The organism is Enterobacter sp. 04-C-12-SI-ECC (genome assembly GCF_047530715.1).
In the GTDB taxonomy this organism is placed as follows: Bacteria; Pseudomonadota; Gammaproteobacteria; order Enterobacterales; family Enterobacteriaceae; genus Enterobacter; species Enterobacter bugandensis.
In genome coordinates this window covers 111,069-125,406 of record NZ_JBLKDI010000018.1, presented here as the reverse complement: position 1 = coordinate 125,406, position 14,338 = coordinate 111,069, and the positions used below count along the sequence as shown (strand labels likewise).

Annotated in this window: 20 protein-coding genes; 16 read left to right on the top strand and 4 right to left on the bottom strand. The window is 50.4% G+C overall.

The features are described from left to right. Positions 1-138: 138 nt before the first annotated feature. Positions 139-435: a hypothetical protein gene (locus ACMWL8_RS19900; protein ID WP_045261825.1), complete on the bottom strand. Its 297-nt coding sequence runs from the start codon at positions 433-435 to the stop codon at positions 139-141. Then, positions 419-625, bottom strand: a complete 207-nt coding sequence (locus ACMWL8_RS19895) for a Cro/CI family transcriptional regulator (RefSeq protein ID WP_052683052.1) — start codon at positions 623-625, stop codon at positions 419-421. The genes ACMWL8_RS19900 and ACMWL8_RS19895 overlap by 17 nt, the downstream gene beginning before the upstream one ends. 93 nt (positions 626-718) lie before the next feature. Between ACMWL8_RS19895 and ACMWL8_RS19890 the strand changes: the two genes are divergently transcribed. The 16 genes from ACMWL8_RS19890 to aspC all read left to right on the top strand — a co-directional run bounded on the left by ACMWL8_RS19890 (position 719) and on the right by aspC (position 12,978). Next, positions 719-1,426 carry a LexA family protein gene (locus ACMWL8_RS19890; RefSeq protein ID WP_045261746.1) on the top strand — a complete coding sequence of 236 codons (708 nt, stop codon included), beginning with the start codon at positions 719-721 and terminating at the stop codon, positions 1,424-1,426. A gap of 157 nt (positions 1,427-1,583) precedes the next feature. Next, positions 1,584-1,877, top strand: a complete 294-nt coding sequence (locus ACMWL8_RS19885) for a hypothetical protein (protein ID WP_045261747.1) — start codon at positions 1,584-1,586, stop codon at positions 1,875-1,877. 73 nt (positions 1,878-1,950) lie between these two features. Further along, complete coding sequence (locus ACMWL8_RS19880; RefSeq protein ID WP_045261748.1) at positions 1,951-2,337, top strand: helix-turn-helix transcriptional regulator; 387 nt, start codon at positions 1,951-1,953, stop codon at positions 2,335-2,337. Positions 2,338-2,443: 106 nt separating this feature from the next. Further along, entirely contained in the window at positions 2,444-2,665 is a 222-nt protein-coding gene (locus tag ACMWL8_RS19875) for a hypothetical protein (protein WP_023332564.1), read from the top strand. Continuing rightward, entirely contained in the window at positions 2,658-3,011 is a 354-nt protein-coding gene (locus tag ACMWL8_RS19870) for a hypothetical protein (RefSeq protein ID WP_045261749.1), read from the top strand. The genes ACMWL8_RS19875 and ACMWL8_RS19870 overlap by 8 nt, the downstream gene beginning before the upstream one ends. After that, the gene (locus ACMWL8_RS19865) at positions 3,011-3,232 is read left to right on the top strand and encodes a hypothetical protein (RefSeq protein WP_045261750.1); all 222 of its coding nucleotides are present in this window, start codon (positions 3,011-3,013) and stop codon (positions 3,230-3,232) included. Before ACMWL8_RS19870 ends, ACMWL8_RS19865 begins: the two co-directional genes overlap by 1 nt. Beyond that, positions 3,229-3,651, top strand: coding sequence for a hypothetical protein (locus ACMWL8_RS19860; RefSeq protein ID WP_045261751.1), 423 nt, complete (start codon positions 3,229-3,231; stop codon positions 3,649-3,651). Before ACMWL8_RS19865 ends, ACMWL8_RS19860 begins: the two co-directional genes overlap by 4 nt. Beyond that, complete coding sequence (locus ACMWL8_RS19855) at positions 3,651-4,229, top strand: hypothetical protein (protein WP_045261752.1); 579 nt, start codon at positions 3,651-3,653, stop codon at positions 4,227-4,229. The genes ACMWL8_RS19860 and ACMWL8_RS19855 overlap by 1 nt, the downstream gene beginning before the upstream one ends. Positions 4,230-4,240: 11 nt before the next feature. Further along, positions 4,241-4,984, top strand: a complete 744-nt coding sequence (locus ACMWL8_RS19850; protein ID WP_045261753.1) for an ORF6N domain-containing protein — start codon at positions 4,241-4,243, stop codon at positions 4,982-4,984. A gap of 2 nt (positions 4,985-4,986) precedes the next feature. Beyond that, positions 4,987-5,358, top strand: a complete 372-nt coding sequence (locus ACMWL8_RS19845) for a hypothetical protein (RefSeq protein ID WP_032621725.1) — start codon at positions 4,987-4,989, stop codon at positions 5,356-5,358. Further along, positions 5,342-5,599 (top strand): excisionase family protein, encoded by a 258-nt coding sequence (locus ACMWL8_RS19840; RefSeq protein ID WP_045261754.1) that lies wholly within the window; start codon positions 5,342-5,344, stop codon positions 5,597-5,599. The genes ACMWL8_RS19845 and ACMWL8_RS19840 overlap by 17 nt, the downstream gene beginning before the upstream one ends. A gap of 44 nt (positions 5,600-5,643) precedes the next feature. Further along, positions 5,644-6,936 carry a tyrosine-type recombinase/integrase gene (locus ACMWL8_RS19835; protein ID WP_045261755.1) on the top strand — a complete coding sequence of 431 codons (1,293 nt, stop codon included), beginning with the start codon at positions 5,644-5,646 and terminating at the stop codon, positions 6,934-6,936. Positions 6,937-7,120: 184 nt separating this feature from the next. Continuing rightward, the gene (gene pncB, locus ACMWL8_RS19830) at positions 7,121-8,323 is read left to right on the top strand and encodes a nicotinate phosphoribosyltransferase (RefSeq protein WP_045261756.1); all 1,203 of its coding nucleotides are present in this window, start codon (positions 7,121-7,123) and stop codon (positions 8,321-8,323) included. A gap of 167 nt (positions 8,324-8,490) precedes the next feature. Beyond that, positions 8,491-9,891, top strand: coding sequence for an asparagine--tRNA ligase (asnS, locus tag ACMWL8_RS19825; RefSeq protein ID WP_028012584.1), 1,401 nt, complete (start codon positions 8,491-8,493; stop codon positions 9,889-9,891). A 605-nt stretch (positions 9,892-10,496) separates the two neighbouring features. Next, positions 10,497-11,603 carry a porin gene (locus ACMWL8_RS19820; protein ID WP_028012583.1) on the top strand — a complete coding sequence of 369 codons (1,107 nt, stop codon included), beginning with the start codon at positions 10,497-10,499 and terminating at the stop codon, positions 11,601-11,603. A 184-nt stretch (positions 11,604-11,787) separates the two neighbouring features. After that, positions 11,788-12,978: an aspartate transaminase gene (gene aspC, locus ACMWL8_RS19815; RefSeq protein ID WP_045261757.1), complete on the top strand. Its 1,191-nt coding sequence runs from the start codon at positions 11,788-11,790 to the stop codon at positions 12,976-12,978. 48 nt (positions 12,979-13,026) lie between these two features. Here aspC and ACMWL8_RS19810 read toward each other — a convergent pair whose 3' ends face one another. After that, a complete protein-coding gene (locus tag ACMWL8_RS19810) occupies positions 13,027-13,674 on the bottom strand; it encodes an MBL fold metallo-hydrolase (RefSeq protein WP_028012581.1) in 648 nt (215 codons plus the stop codon). A 20-nt stretch (positions 13,675-13,694) separates the two neighbouring features. Further along, the gene (locus tag ACMWL8_RS19805; RefSeq protein ID WP_045261758.1) at positions 13,695-14,246 is read right to left on the bottom strand and encodes a YcbK family protein; all 552 of its coding nucleotides are present in this window, start codon (positions 14,244-14,246) and stop codon (positions 13,695-13,697) included. Positions 14,247-14,338 lie beyond the last annotated feature (92 nt).

Sequence of the window (14,338 nt, the reverse complement as noted above, 5' to 3'; positions counted from 1 at the left end):
CCCTTACCCCCCTTTCCCTCTTCCCCATAAAAACGTACTACTTACCTAGTACATACGGAAAATTGAGTTAGTGGGTTGCCAACCTGAACAGGCACCTTTAAGCCTGCTTTTGTCCGGGTACCTTTAAACCCGCAACAATCAGGAACGCGTTGGCGTTCCGGCCAGGGGAGGTTCGGCGGTATACCCCTGTAAAGCCCTGCCGTGATTTCTCACAAACAGGCGAAGCCGCATATTTGCTTCATGTCTTGCCCGGTTCTCCTTGCGGAAAGAAACGGGCTCGGCTTCAAACGATTCCTGATACACAGCTGCATAACGCTGAATTGCTTTTTGGCGTGCTGCTGGCGCCAGGCTCAGTAACTGCTGCTTGATCCATTCGGCATCCGCTTGGCAAAATGCGGACGGCAAAATGCTGTGTAAATCAGGTTCTGGTTTCATTGCTTCGCCGCTTAGATGGGAACGCTTTATTTTCAAAAGCCGAAACATTCCCCTCCTCTGAAATCACAACAAAGATCTCCCTACCGGCTCTTAAAGCTTTGCTTATGGCAATCTGCGTTACTCCTAGTGCTTCGCCAGCTCTTACCTGGCCGTGCTCTTTCACGTATTCCCCAAGAGTTATCTGGTTCATAATTCACCACCCGTTAAATACTACCAAAAGTACTAAAATTGATAGTACTATAGGTATGAGACATTTTCAAACTAAAGGTATTAAAATTACACCATGACAACTCAAAGACGCCTGACGACAGAACAGCTAAGAGATGCGGAACGCCTCAAGGCTTTGTATGAGTCGAAGAAGAAAGAATTGAGCATTACCCAGCAGCACATAGCTGAAGAAATGGGAATCACTCAAAGTGCTGTAGGGCATTATTTAAATGGAAGAAATGCCCTCAATGTGAGTTCTGCCATGATGTTTGCAAAAATACTTAATGTGCAGATCGGGGATTTCAGCCCCTCCCTGGCAAAAGAAGTTGGATTGATGCACTCCTATGCTGAGAATGTGAACTTCATAGGCGGCAACGAAAATAACACCTCTTACCCTGTCATAAGTTGGGTCAGCGCAGGATGCTGGACAGAAGCGCTAGAGCCTTATGCTATGAAGGATATAGACGAATGGATAAGTTCTGATGCGCACATCGAAGGAACGGGTTTCTGGCTAAGAGTAAGGGGTGATTCCATGACATCGCCTGTAGGGATCAGCATCCCTGAGGGGATGGCAATACTGGTGGACACTGGCAAATCTCCCATCAATGGGAGCCTTGTTGTTGCAAAGTTAGAAGATACAAACGAAGCAACGTTCAAAAAGTACATTGAGGATGGAGGGCAAAAGTTCCTGAAGCCGCTTAATCCAATGTACCCCCTCACACCTATCAATGGTAACTGCAAGATAATTGGAGTTGTTGTTGAGGCCAAATATCGCTTCATGTAATCAATAAAACCGGGGATAACCCGGTTTTTTTTCAAACTAAATCACCTTAAAATTCAATAACTAGTACTACTTGTTATGAATAGCACAATCAATTAGTATTGCAAATACTAGTACTTGGAGTACTATTAACTTATCGGCAAACAACGGAGCCAATAAGATGAATATAACCTCCCAACCAAACTCAGCAAGCCAGGAATTTGATATCCACGCCAAGCTCAAAGCATCCAATTCGCACTGGTCTTATTGTTATGCGGTGCAGCCTTGCGAGAAAGGATTTAATTACCAATCTAATACAACATTTGTTGGAGAGATGGAGTTCGCCGTTTACGAACGCATCGATAATTATTTTGTATTAGTTGATTTCTTCAAGTCATATGATGAGGCATGTGATGATGCTAAAAAAATCATTGATGACCATCCTGACATTAAGAAAATGTTCTCTGCTATTTAACTAACTAATTAAGTCAATTATTAATAATTAACACCTTTTTGGGTGGGGAAAAACTCACCCTGAGGAAATGAAAATGCAAAACGCTATCGCGATTAATCAGCCAATAAAAACTCCTCAAATGCTGTTCGGTTCAGACAATATTAACGACTTTGGTAACCGCGTTCAGAGCTGCCGGATGGAAGGTGATTCAATGCAACCGACCATCGAACCATGTGAGGTTGTGGCGTTCGTTGATTGCGGTGGCCGTGCGCTCACTCCTGGCATTTATGTTTATACGATGGATGTTTTCAGTCGCCCATGTCTGTTCATTAAGAGAATAGAGCCATTAGTTTGTGGTTCGTTGAAAATTATTTCTGACAACCATCATTACGAAACATTCACCCTCAACACCGATGAACTGAAAGATATCAAAATTCACGGTCGGGTAGTCGCTTCTTTGGCAGTGAGGCGCTTCGTATGACTTTCATCATTGATAAATCGGCATATAGAACAGCATGCCTTTATGCGGCCAGCGGTTACGAGGTAATCGCTCGTCTTTATCTTAAAAAAGCATATGGTCGTTAATTATGGGCGTTTTAAAAAGACAGGATATTCAGGAAGTGAATATCAAAGCGGAGAAGTTGTCAGGCTTGTCGCAAACATTATTTGAATATCACGACAAGTTAGACAGATTTCAACTCAAAACAATATGCGCTCTGGTTTATGACCTCGCCGCAGAGATTCATGGATGGACCGAAAAAGAAGAGGAAATAGTTATGAGTTTGGAGGAGGAACAGCGCAATGGATAAATTAATCGAGACATATCGCCGCCGAATTTTAAAAGCTGCGTTATTACGCCACCAGCGTAAAACAGGCAGTAACTGCCTTGTTATAAAGCTCAATAAAGGCGGCATTAACACAGTCGAGTTAACAGAGATTTTACTTGATGGATTATTACGAAAATTCGAAAGGCTTGCGATCAGTGAGTACGGGAATGTCGAAGGCGTAAAAGCTATCAAGGGAATTTACAGCAGCGCTGTTGATGTTAATGGCAGCGGTGAATTCCTCACAGATAGCGGAAAGGAATTAATCGACGAGCTCATTTCTGAGCTGGTTGAGTTCGTCAAAAAACAAAAAGTGGAGGCCAGGATCTGATGGCGCTGACAGCGATACGAATTCCTGAGTGGGTACACCTGCAGGCGGTCCATGTACTCCGCCAGTTCAGGGCCAGGAGGATTCATCCCTGCCGTATGCACGGCTCCGGAAACCTGAGCCTGAGGGTTAATCGCCGCTGGCGGCTGCTGTCCCGAGACGGCGGCCAGAACTGGGAAGTAATGAGCCATGAACGATACAGCAAAGTTAAGGACCGGAAATGAACGATAAACGCACCGTAAGCATGATTGACCAGGCATTACAGAAACACGATACGCCAGTTGGCCCGCTGTTCGTGGCAGTACGCCACGGGCGCATTAAAAAATGCTTCACTCGAGACACAGCGATCCGGTATCTGGCGTTCTTCATGACTTCAGAATCATTTGAACGCTCCGGATTCGAGCAGCGTCACCCGGATGTGCAGGCAGTCCATCCTCTTAAGCCAGAGCTGAATTGTTGGCAGCGTGGCGGCGTAACGACCGAGTATTTCATGGCACACCAGCGTTGTGTTCGCCGTCTGCGTCGCATCCTGGCGCGCAAGCGAGAAATGGAGAAATGGTGTGAGAAATGGGACGCGATGCATGACCGATTCGTTAAAGAGGTTGATGCACTGCAGGCCATCAAGCCGAAAGGAGTTCAGTGATGGTTAATTCAGCCTTTAATCCGGAGCCGACATCAACAGGCATCCGTTTTGGTAACCGCGTCATTGGTTATTCCGTCGCGGTTCGCCAGCTCGACAATGGCAACTATGACAAACGAATTCCGGATGGATTAGATCTGCTGGCTTGCATCATGGAAGCGATTGAAAGCGGCTGGTTTACCCCGGGCATCGAGAGCGAAATCATCATTTGGCGCTGGATGCTTGTTGCCGTCTTCATTACCGAGGAGCAGGCAAAGAACGGCACAGTTGAGGTTGCCAACGATTCTGGAGGGTTTGACACCGCAGTTATCTACTCCGGACAGCACGGTTCAATCAGTGTTTATCCTGCGCCAGAGCGGTTCGCACTCTCAAGCCATGTGGAAGGGTTAGCTATTGAGAAATACGGTCAGGAACTCGGCCAGCAGATGGCGCTGCGCATGTACCGGGACATGTTAGATACGGACGCTGAGAACGGGCTTCGACTCTCAAAAATGGGGCGGGAAGGTTTTAATCTCCTGCATGACAGCTTCATTGAACAGATTCAGAAAGAAGGTATGCCTGACATGCCTGTTATGCACTGAGGAGGACGAAAATGAACACTGTAACGATCAACAACAAACAGCTGCCGGCAGTCGAGTATCGCGGTCAGCGCGTTGTGACGCTGGCGATGATTGATGAAGTCCACCAGCGACCTGATGGAACTGCTGGACGTAATTTCCGAGAAAACAAGTCTCGACTTATTGAAGGAGAGGACTACTTCGAATTAGGTTCCGACGAAATTCGTCGACACCTCCCTGACGGTACTTTCTCCAAATTTGCAGCATCAGGAATTGTACTGGTCGAATCCGGTTATCTGATGTTGGTGAAATCCTTTACCGACGATCTGGCCTGGCAGGTTCAGCGCGAACTGGTTAACAGCTATTTCCGCACTCGCGCACCGCTGACGGAAATCGAGATGATCGCTGCAATGGCCGCCGACGCCGTTCGCCAGCAGAAGCGCCTTAATCATGTTGAAGAGCAGATCGAAACGGTCACAGAAGCTGTGGAGAACATCAAACGCGGGACCATGCGCGCCGGATATGTCGGTTACCGCCAGGTAGTAGCCAAAAGCGGAATGAGTGACGCCAAGTGCCGGAATTTGGTCAATGCCTACCGCATCCCGACAGACACGCACGAATTTATGACTCCAGACGGGTTGTTGTCACGTAGGGCTATCGTCGAACTGGAGCCGTTTATGACCGCATTTCGCCAGATGATGTCAGAAGCTGAACCGCGTGGCACCCGCTGGTATCACCCTAAAATGGGCCTGTTCCAGGCGATTGGGTGGGAGGGTTAAGAATGCACAAATTCTTCGTGGAGACAGACAACCTGAACACTATCAGCGATTGCCTGCAGCAACTTGTTAACGCAGAAGAAGCGCAGCTCAGTATTGAAGAGCAACTGGCGAGATCGAACAGCAGTAGTGACTGGAGTACATGGCGCAAAAAGGCAGAGAACGCTCTGCGGCTGATCAAAGGGAAGCGTCGCATCATCACAGCCCGTCTGGCAGTCCTGCGTCATGAGGAAAAAGAACGCAACATGGATCTGCACCAGCAGCACAACGACTTCCTGGTTCAGGCTCTGCGCGAAATTGTAACGCCCTCCTCTTTTGCGCGTTGCGTGCGTCTGGCTAAAGAGAAAATGGAGGAGATCCATGCAAACCAGTGCTGAAATCGTTCTTCTGGTGCCGAATGACTGGGTTAGCGAAAAGGTTCTGATTGTGGTTACCGGGCTAAAGCCCGGAACCATCACCCGCGCCAGAAAAGAATCCTGGATGCTGGGCCGCGAGTACCTGCACATTTCACCAGATGGTAATCCCAAGCCTTCGAGCGAATGCATGTACAACAGGAAAGCCGTTGATCAGTGGATCGAGGCGCAGAAAAAAAATCAACCAGGTGCGAAGACAGCATGAAAAGCAGTACACTCGTCCACGCTCCTGGACGTCAGGAGGGATCAATGGCTAATGCATCATACCCGACAGGCGTCGAAAACCACGGCGGTTCGCTCCGCATCTGGTTTCTGTATAAAGGTAAACGAGTCAGGGAAAACCTCGGTGTCCCTGACACTGCAAAAAATCGCAAGATAGCTGGTGAGCTGCGTTCTTCGGTTTGTTTTGCGATAAGGATGGGGAATTTTAACTATGCAGAAAAATTCCCAAACTCACCGAACCTTGCCCGGTTCGGTCAGGATAGAAAGGAAATTACTGTGCTGGAGCTTACCGAAAGATGGTCAGAGCTGAAGAGGATGGAGATCAGTTCTAATACCATGAGTAGGTACGAATCCATCATAAAAAACATGCTTCCGCGCATCGGCGAAAATAAAATGGTTTCTGCGGTTACCACTGAAGATTTGCTGTATGTCAGGAAGGAGTTGCTGACGGGCTTCCATGTAATGAAGAAGGATCACCGGACACAGGTAAAAGGCCGGAAGTCTTCCACGGTGAATAATTACATGATGCTGATGGCCGAGATCTTCCAGTTTGGAGCTGATAACGGCTACGCAAAGGAAAACCCGTTTAGCGGAATTAACCGTCTCAGGAAGGCAAAAGACGAACCAGATCCACTCACGACAGACGAGTTCATCAGGTTCATTCAGGCATGCGGCCACCAGCAGATGCGAAATCTCTGGACCGTCGCCGTTTATACCGGAATGAGGCATGGGGAATTATGTGGTCTTGCATGGGAAGACGTCGATCTCACCGCGGGAACCATTACGGTTAAGCGCAACCTTACCCAAACGTATGAGTTCACCCTGCCAAAAACCGAGGCAGGCACTGACAGGGTGATTTATCTCATACAACCAGCTATTGATGCCCTTAGGGATCAGGCCCAACTGACGCGCCTTGGCCGGCAGCATGAAGTTGAAGTGAATTTGCGTGAATATGGCCAGTCAGTCATACATCCATGCACTTTCGTTTTCAGCCCTCAATGCGTCAAGCGTGGGTCTCGCACAGGATATCACTACGCGGTTAATTCGATTAATAAAATTTGGGCTCCGATAATCAAGCGCGCCGGTATTCGTTACCGCAACGCTTATCAGTCACGGCATACCTATGCGTGCTGGTCATTATCAGCTGGTGCTAACCCGAATTTTATAGCAACTCAGATGGGGCATACCGATGCACAGATGGTTTACAAGGTGTATGGAAAGTGGATGTCAGAGAAGAGTGGAGAGCAGGTTGCTCTGCTCAACCAGGCGCTTTCACACACTGCCCCATCACTGCCCCAAAGCATGGTAATAGCGCAGTAGAAAACCTTAAATTCAAGTGGTTAGCATCGTTACTGCTACATTTGTATAACACGGGGCACGAAATGCTCTCGACCATAAAGTGTGCTTATGTTGTGATCGGGGTTCAATAAATCACTAAACAAGGTATACTCCGGAGTTGTTTATTGTACTAAACGCTCCCGTGAGAGGATGCTACAGCGCACCTATGACTCAATTCGCTTCTCCGGTTCTGCATACGTTGCTGGATACCGACGCGTATAAACTGCATATGCAGCAAGCCGTTTTCCACCATTACTATGACGTTCACGTCGCGGCGGAATTCCGCTGCCGTGGTGACGACTTGCTCGGTATCTACGCAGACTCCATTCGTGAACAGGTCGATGCGATGCAGCATCTGGCGCTCACCGATGACGAATATCAGTGGCTTTCTGGCCTGCCTTTCTTTAAAGCGGACTATCTGAACTGGCTGCGCGACTTCCGCTATAAGCCTGAACAGGTCACCGTGACCAACGAAAACGGCAAGCTGGATATTCGTCTTGAAGGTCCGTGGCGGGAAGTGATCATGTGGGAAGTGCCGCTTCTGGCCGTCATCAGCGAGCTGGCTCACCGCTACCGTTCGCCTGAAACGGGCGTCGAACAGGCGGTCGCCTCGCTGGAGAACAAACTTGAGGCATTCTCAACGCTGACCGAAGGGCTGGATATGTCCCGCTTCCGCCTGATGGATTTCGGCACCCGTCGCCGCTTCTCTCGCGAGGTTCAGCAGGCTATCGTTGAACGTCTGCAGCAGGAGTCGTGGTTCGTGGGTACCAGCAACTACGATTTGGCGCGTCGCCTCAACCTGACGCCAATGGGCACCCAGGCGCACGAGTGGTTCCAGGCGCATCAGCAAATTAGCCCGGACCTGGCTAACAGCCAGCGTGCGGCGCTGGCTGCGTGGCTTGAAGAGTACCCGAATCAACTCGGGATCGCCCTGACCGACTGTATTACGATGGATGCCTTCCTGCGCGACTTTGGTCCCGAGTTCGCTGAGCGTTACCAGGGGTTACGCCACGACTCAGGGGATCCGGTTGAATGGGGCGAAAAGGCGATTGCCCATTACCAAAAACTCGGCATTGACCCGATGAGCAAGGTGCTGGTCTTCTCCGATAATCTCGACCTGGCGAAAGCCGTCGAACTGTATCGTCATTTCAATGCCAGAATTAATCTGGGCTTCGGGATCGGTACCCGGTTGACCTGCGACATTCCTCAGGTAAAACCTCTGAATATCGTGATAAAGCTGGTGGAATGTAACGGCAAGCCGGTGGCAAAGCTCTCCGACAGCCCGGGTAAAACCATCTGCCATGACAAAGCGTTTGTTCGCGCATTGCGCAAAGCGTTCGATCTCCCTCAGATCAAAAAAGCCAGTTAAGCGCTTACGGGAGCCTTCAGGGCTCCCTTCTCTTATTTATTTCTCAATTCTTCTCTTTTGACTGCGAAATTTACTTGTCTGATAGCGGTTGGCAGGTAACATAGATATCCCCCCGTCTTGGGGTGGACAAGTGTTTATTTTTTCCGACTATTAACAGAGAGAATATTATGAGCGTTGTGCCTGTAGCCGACGTACTCCAGGGCCGTGTCGCCGTTGACCAGGAGGTCACCGTGCGCGGATGGGTGCGTACTCGCCGAGATTCTAAAGCTGGCATCTCCTTCCTTGCCGTCTATGACGGTTCCTGCTTTGATCCTGTACAGGCCGTCATTAATAATTCTCTGCCCAATTACAATGATGACGTTCTGCGCCTGACGACGGGTTGTTCCGTTATCGTCACCGGTGTGGTTGTGGCATCCCCGGGCCAGGGCCAGAGTTTCGAGATCCAGGCCTCTGCCATTGAAGTGACTGGCTGGGTTGAAGATCCGGACACCTACCCGATGGCGGCAAAACGTCACAGCATTGAATACCTGCGTGAAGTCGCACACCTGCGTCCGCGTACCAACCTGATTGGTGCGGTGGCTCGCGTGCGTCATACGCTGGCCCAGGCGCTGCATCGCTTCTTCGATGAGCAGGGTTATTTCTGGGTGTCTACTCCGCTGATCACCGCGTCCGATACGGAAGGCGCAGGCGAAATGTTCCGCGTCTCGACGCTGGACATGGAAAACCTGCCGCGCACGCCGGAAGGTAAAGTCGACTACGACAAAGACTTCTTTGGTAAAGAAGCCTTCCTGACGGTATCCGGCCAGCTCAACGGCGAAACCTACGCCTGTGCGCTGTCTAAGATCTATACCTTCGGCCCAACCTTCCGCGCCGAAAACTCCAACACCAGCCGCCACCTGGCGGAGTTCTGGATGCTGGAGCCGGAAGTGGCGTTTGCCGATCTGAATGACGTAGCAGGTCTCGCAGAAGCGATGCTAAAGTACGTCTTCAAAGCGGTGCTGGAAGAGCGTCCTGACGACATGAAGTTCTTCGCCGAACGCGTAGACAGCGATGCTGTAGCGCGTCTGGAGCGTTTCGTCTCTGCCGACTTTGCGCAGGTGGACTATACCGATGCGGTAGCGATCCTTGAGAAATGCGGTGAGAAGTTCGAGAACCCGGTTTACTGGGGCGTAGACCTGGCGTCTGAGCACGAACGCTATCTCGCCGAGAAACATTTCAAAGCGCCGGTTGTCGTTAAAAACTACCCGAAAGACATTAAGGCCTTCTATATGCGCCTTAACGAAGACGGGAAAACCGTGGCAGCGATGGACGTACTGGCGCCGGGCATCGGTGAAATCATTGGTGGTTCTCAGCGTGAAGAGCGTCTGGACGTGCTTGACGCGCGCATGGCAGAGATGGGGCTCAACCCTGCGGACTACAGCTGGTATCGCGACCTGCGCCGTTATGGCACCGTTCCGCACGCTGGGTTCGGTCTGGGCTTCGAGCGTCTGATCGCCTACGTTACCGGCGTTCAGAACGTGCGTGACGTAATTCCGTTCCCGCGTACACCACGCAACGCCAGCTTCTAAGCAACGCAACAGACAATGGCCAGCATTTGCTGGCCATTATTTTATTCTGCCCTGTCAGTTTTTGTCAGCGTAAAGTCAGCGTTTTTAAACCACTACCCCGTCACAACCGCTACCTGTTACGTTTTGTTTCCGCGAAATATCCAGCCACAAAAAATTAACCTCATTCTTATTGCGATTATTACATTCTGAAGTAATAGCACAAATTTCAACCAATTTTTCAGCCATCCAGAAGTCTTTATTGGGTCATAAGAAAAAACGAGTCGTTTAACATTCGTTTATAGGAATTGCCTTTATCCAAATTAAACATAAGGAATTCATATATATAGGAAACAAACCGATGCTTAATTCGCCAGGGGGTTCTGAAATTTGAGATGGTTCACAAAGTTCCCAAAAATACACATTTAGTTACACATATTTTCTTTCTGTAACTCAATCTTGAGAATTGTAGCACTTTCAGGCTAGCGAAACGCTTCGGTGAATGGAAAGATGCCTGTCAGATACATAAAGACACCAAACTCTCATCAATAGTTCCGGAAATATTTATTGACAGAATTTATTGACGGCAGTGGCGAGTGTCATAAAAAAACCAATGAGGGTAATAAATAATGATGAAGCGCAATATTCTGGCAGTGGTAATCCCTGCCCTGCTGGTAGCCGGTGCAGCTAACGCTGCAGAAATCTATAACAAGAACGGCAACAAACTGGACTTCTACGGTAAAGTTAACGCCGAGCACGATTTTGTGACCTCCGGCGATGACACTAACAATAACGACGCTACCTACGCGCAGATCGGTTTCAAAGGCGAAACTCAGATCAACGACCAGCTGACCGGTTACGGCCAGTGGGAATACCGCTTCATGGCTAACCAGGCTGAGAACACCGCTCAGGCTAACAAAAACCGTCTGGCCTTTGCTGGTCTGAAAGCGGGCGACGCTGGCAGCATCGACTACGGTCGTAACTACGGTATCGTATACGACGTTGAGTCATACACCGATATGGCGCCGTCCTTCTCCGGTATGACCTGGGGCGGTAACTACGTTGATAACTTTATGACCAGCCGCAGCACCGGCCTGCTGACCTACCGTAACAGCGATTTCTTCGGTCTGGTTGACGGTCTGAGCCTGGGCGTACAGTACCAGGGTAAAAATGACCGTGCTGACGTTAAAACCTCTAACGGTGACGGCGTAGGTTACTCCCTGGGTTACGACTTCGGCGAAGGCTTCGGTGCAATCGCATCTTACAGCAACGCTAACCGTACTCTGAACCAGAAAGCTGATGGCCAGGGTGATAAAGCTGAAGCATGGGGCGTGGGTCTGAAATACGACGCTAACAACCTCTACCTGGCAACTACCTATGCAGAAACCCGTAACACCACCCGTACCGGTTCTAGCGGTGATGCAGGTTTTGCTAACAAAACTCAGAACTTCGAAGTGGTTGCTCAGTACCAGTTCGACTTCGGCCTGCGTCCAGCAATCTCCTACGTGCAGACCAAAGGTAAAGACCTGGCTGCCGTCGGCGGCTTCAGCGGTGGCGATGCAGACCTGGCTAAATTCATCCAGGTTGGTACCACTTACTACTTCAACAAAAACTTCAACGTGTGGGCTGACTACTACATCAACCTGCTGGATAAAGACACCGACTACGCGAAAGCTGTTGGCGGTCTGAACGGCAACGACGATATGGCTGCTGTGGGTGTAACCTACCAGTTCTAATCAGAACACCACTTTGTTATATGCATAATGAACAGGGCTTCGGCCCTGTTTTTTTATGCCTGACAGAAAATAATGGCGACTTTTGAAAAGCCGCACGCTTTTCGTCGCAAACGGTTGGCATTTTGTAAATCTCCCGTTAACCTGATAGCGGATTTCACTTCTGTAATCACAATGGAACTTCGTCATGTTTGAGAACATTACCGCCGCTCCTGCCGACCCTATTCTGGGCCTGGCCGATCTGTTTCGTGCCGACGACCGCCCTGGCAAAATCAACCTGGGTATTGGTGTATATAAAGATGAAACCGGCAAAACTCCGGTACTGACCAGCGTTAAGAAAGCTGAGCAGTATCTGCTGGAAAATGAAACCACCAAAAACTACCTCGGTATTGATGGTATCCCTGAATTTGGTCGCTGCACCCAGGAGCTGCTGTTCGGTAAAGGCAGCGCAATTGTGAGTGACAAACGTGCCCGCACGGCACAGACCCCTGGCGGTACCGGCGCGCTGCGCGTGGCGGCGGATTTCCTTGCTAAAAACACCTCTGTTAAGCGCGTCTGGGTGAGCAACCCAAGCTGGCCGAACCACAAGAGCGTCTTTAACTCTGCAGGTCTGGAAGTGCGCGAATATGCTTACTACGACGCGGCAAACCACGCTCTCGACTTTGACGGCCTGCTCTCAAGCCTGAGCGAAGCGCAGGCGGGTGACGTGGTGCTGTTCCACGGCTGCTGCCACAACCCAACCGGTATCGATCCAACGCTTGAGCAGTGGGAACACCTGGCGAAGCTCTCCGTTGAGAAAGGCTGGCTGCCGCTGTTTGACTTTGCTTACCAGGGCTTCGCCCGCGGTCTGGAAGAAGATGCAGAAGGCCTGCGCGCGTTCGCTGCCGTTCATCAGGAGCTGATCGTTGCAAGCTCCTACTCCAAGAACTTTGGTCTGTACAATGAGCGAGTAGGTGCCTGTACGCTGGTTGCGGCGAACGATGAAACCGTCGATCGCGCCTTCAGCCAGATGAAATCCGTGATCCGCGCGAACTACTCCAACCCGCCGGCACACGGTGCGTCTGTTGTTGCGACCATTCTGAGCAACGATGCGCTGCGCGCGATTTGGGAACAAGAGCTGAACGATATGCGTCAGCGTATCCAGCGCATGCGCCTGCTGTTTGTGAACACCCTGGCTGAGAAAGGCGCTGACCGCGACTTCAGCTTCATCATCAAACAGAACGGTATGTTCTCGTTCAGCGGCCTGACCAAAGAGCAGGTTCTGCGTCTGCGTGAAGAGTTTGGCGTATACGCCGTAGCCTCTGGCCGCGTAAACGTTGCAGGCATGACCCCTGACAACATGGCGCCACTGTGCGAAGCGATTGTCGCCGTCCTGTAATTTGCGCCCACAAAAAAGCCTGCGTTAAGCAGGCTTTTTTTATGCTGGTTACCAGACAGGCATTTCATCCTGAAGGAACGGGTTATGGAGCCGTTCATAGCCCAGCGTCGACATCGGACCGTGTCCAGGGATAAACGTTACGTCATCACCCAGCGGCAATAACTTCTGTTTAATCGACTGAATCAGCTGCCCGTGATCGCCGCGCGGAAAATCGCTGCGTCCTACGCCACCTTTGAAAATCACATCGCCGGAAATCAGCAGACGGGACTGGTCGTCAAAGAAGACGATATGGCCTGGCGTATGCCCAGGACAATGCAACACCTGTAAAGTCACATTCCCTACGTTAACGCGCTCTCCTTCGTTCAGCCAGCGATCGGGCGTCAATGGCAGACACTCATCAAGGCCAAACATGCGGCTTTGGGCGGGTAACCCCTGCAGCCAGAACTCATCTTCTTTTTCCGGGCCAATAATCGGCACACCGTAGTGTTTAGCCAGTTCAGCCGCTGCGCCTACGTGGTCGAGGTGACCATGCGTCAGTAAAATCTGCATCAGCGTCACGCCGCTGTCGGCAACGTCCTGCTTGATTTTCTCAGCGTCACCGCCGGGATCGACAAGCGCGGCCAGTTTGGTTTGCTCGCACCAGATTAATGAACAGTTCTGGGAGAACGCGGTAACCGGAATAATACGATAGTTCATACTGCTCCTGTGTTTCGTTATTACCAGTGCCGAACCGGCCCGGTATCAATATGCACAAAGTTGCTACGTGGGTAATATCCTACACCACCCGCGCGCATAGATAACGCGGCTTTGCGAATATTGGCTAACGAAACGCCTTCAATGTGGAAATCCATTGCCTGTCCCTTCGTGTGGTAGCTTTTTTTCGCTACCCCACGGCTATGGGCGCGCAGTTCATTGTTGGTATCAATCGAGCGATAACCAGAAATAAGCTGCACCGGCTTGCTGGTGCCCAGCAGGCCCTGAAGGCGGAAAAGCTGATCAAACAGTCCTGGGTCGATGGCTTTTACTTTATTCGCGCGGAAATCACGGAAAAAATGGTTGAGTCTTACTAATTCATCCTGAATATAGCCTCTGCCATCGAAAAACTCCGCTTTTAGCGACTCACCGGTGTGAAGATTGCTGAGCGTTAAAACGCGCGGACGAGGTGTCGAGAGGGTGGCAAATGCTGGCGTCGGTAAGATGGCCGCTGCGCCAAGCGCAACACCACCTAACGCCAGCAGCTTGCGGCGATTAGCGTCAAATTTGTCCATGATAATCAGGTCTACAGGTCAAGGAAATCGTAATATGCTTAGCGCACGAAGGGCACCTTAACTGGCAAAACAGGGTACGTCAAGGCGCCCAA

Excerpts from the sequence above, each read along its gene's own strand:
- ACMWL8_RS19840 (WP_045261754.1), top strand. The coding sequence starts at position 5,342 with ATGCAAACCAGTGCTGAAATCGTTCTTCTGGTGCCGAATGACTGGGTT.
- ACMWL8_RS19845 (WP_032621725.1), top strand. The coding sequence starts at position 4,987 with ATGCACAAATTCTTCGTGGAGACAGACAACCTGAACACTATCAGCGAT.
- ACMWL8_RS19880 (WP_045261748.1), top strand. The coding sequence starts at position 1,951 with ATGCAAAACGCTATCGCGATTAATCAGCCAATAAAAACTCCTCAAATG.
- ACMWL8_RS19900 (WP_045261825.1), bottom strand. The coding sequence starts at position 435 with ATGAAACCAGAACCTGATTTACACAGCATTTTGCCGTCCGCATTTTGC.
- ACMWL8_RS19835 (WP_045261755.1), top strand. The coding sequence starts at position 5,644 with ATGGCTAATGCATCATACCCGACAGGCGTCGAAAACCACGGCGGTTCG.
- ACMWL8_RS19820 (WP_028012583.1), top strand. The coding sequence starts at position 10,497 with ATGATGAAGCGCAATATTCTGGCAGTGGTAATCCCTGCCCTGCTGGTA.
- ACMWL8_RS19870 (WP_045261749.1), top strand. The coding sequence starts at position 2,658 with ATGGATAAATTAATCGAGACATATCGCCGCCGAATTTTAAAAGCTGCG.
- ACMWL8_RS19850 (WP_045261753.1), top strand. The coding sequence starts at position 4,241 with ATGAACACTGTAACGATCAACAACAAACAGCTGCCGGCAGTCGAGTAT.
- pncB (WP_045261756.1), top strand. The coding sequence starts at position 7,121 with ATGACTCAATTCGCTTCTCCGGTTCTGCATACGTTGCTGGATACCGAC.
- ACMWL8_RS19875 (WP_023332564.1), top strand. The coding sequence starts at position 2,444 with ATGGGCGTTTTAAAAAGACAGGATATTCAGGAAGTGAATATCAAAGCG.
- aspC (WP_045261757.1), top strand. The coding sequence starts at position 11,788 with ATGTTTGAGAACATTACCGCCGCTCCTGCCGACCCTATTCTGGGCCTG.
- ACMWL8_RS19865 (WP_045261750.1), top strand. The coding sequence starts at position 3,011 with ATGGCGCTGACAGCGATACGAATTCCTGAGTGGGTACACCTGCAGGCG.
- ACMWL8_RS19895 (WP_052683052.1), bottom strand. The coding sequence starts at position 625 with ATGAACCAGATAACTCTTGGGGAATACGTGAAAGAGCACGGCCAGGTA.
- ACMWL8_RS19860 (WP_045261751.1), top strand. The coding sequence starts at position 3,229 with ATGAACGATAAACGCACCGTAAGCATGATTGACCAGGCATTACAGAAA.
- ACMWL8_RS19805 (WP_045261758.1), bottom strand. The coding sequence starts at position 14,246 with ATGGACAAATTTGACGCTAATCGCCGCAAGCTGCTGGCGTTAGGTGGT.
- ACMWL8_RS19885 (WP_045261747.1), top strand. The coding sequence starts at position 1,584 with ATGAATATAACCTCCCAACCAAACTCAGCAAGCCAGGAATTTGATATC.
- ACMWL8_RS19890 (WP_045261746.1), top strand. The coding sequence starts at position 719 with ATGACAACTCAAAGACGCCTGACGACAGAACAGCTAAGAGATGCGGAA.
- ACMWL8_RS19810 (WP_028012581.1), bottom strand. The coding sequence starts at position 13,674 with ATGAACTATCGTATTATTCCGGTTACCGCGTTCTCCCAGAACTGTTCA.
- asnS (WP_028012584.1), top strand. The coding sequence starts at position 8,491 with ATGAGCGTTGTGCCTGTAGCCGACGTACTCCAGGGCCGTGTCGCCGTT.
- ACMWL8_RS19855 (WP_045261752.1), top strand. The coding sequence starts at position 3,651 with ATGGTTAATTCAGCCTTTAATCCGGAGCCGACATCAACAGGCATCCGT.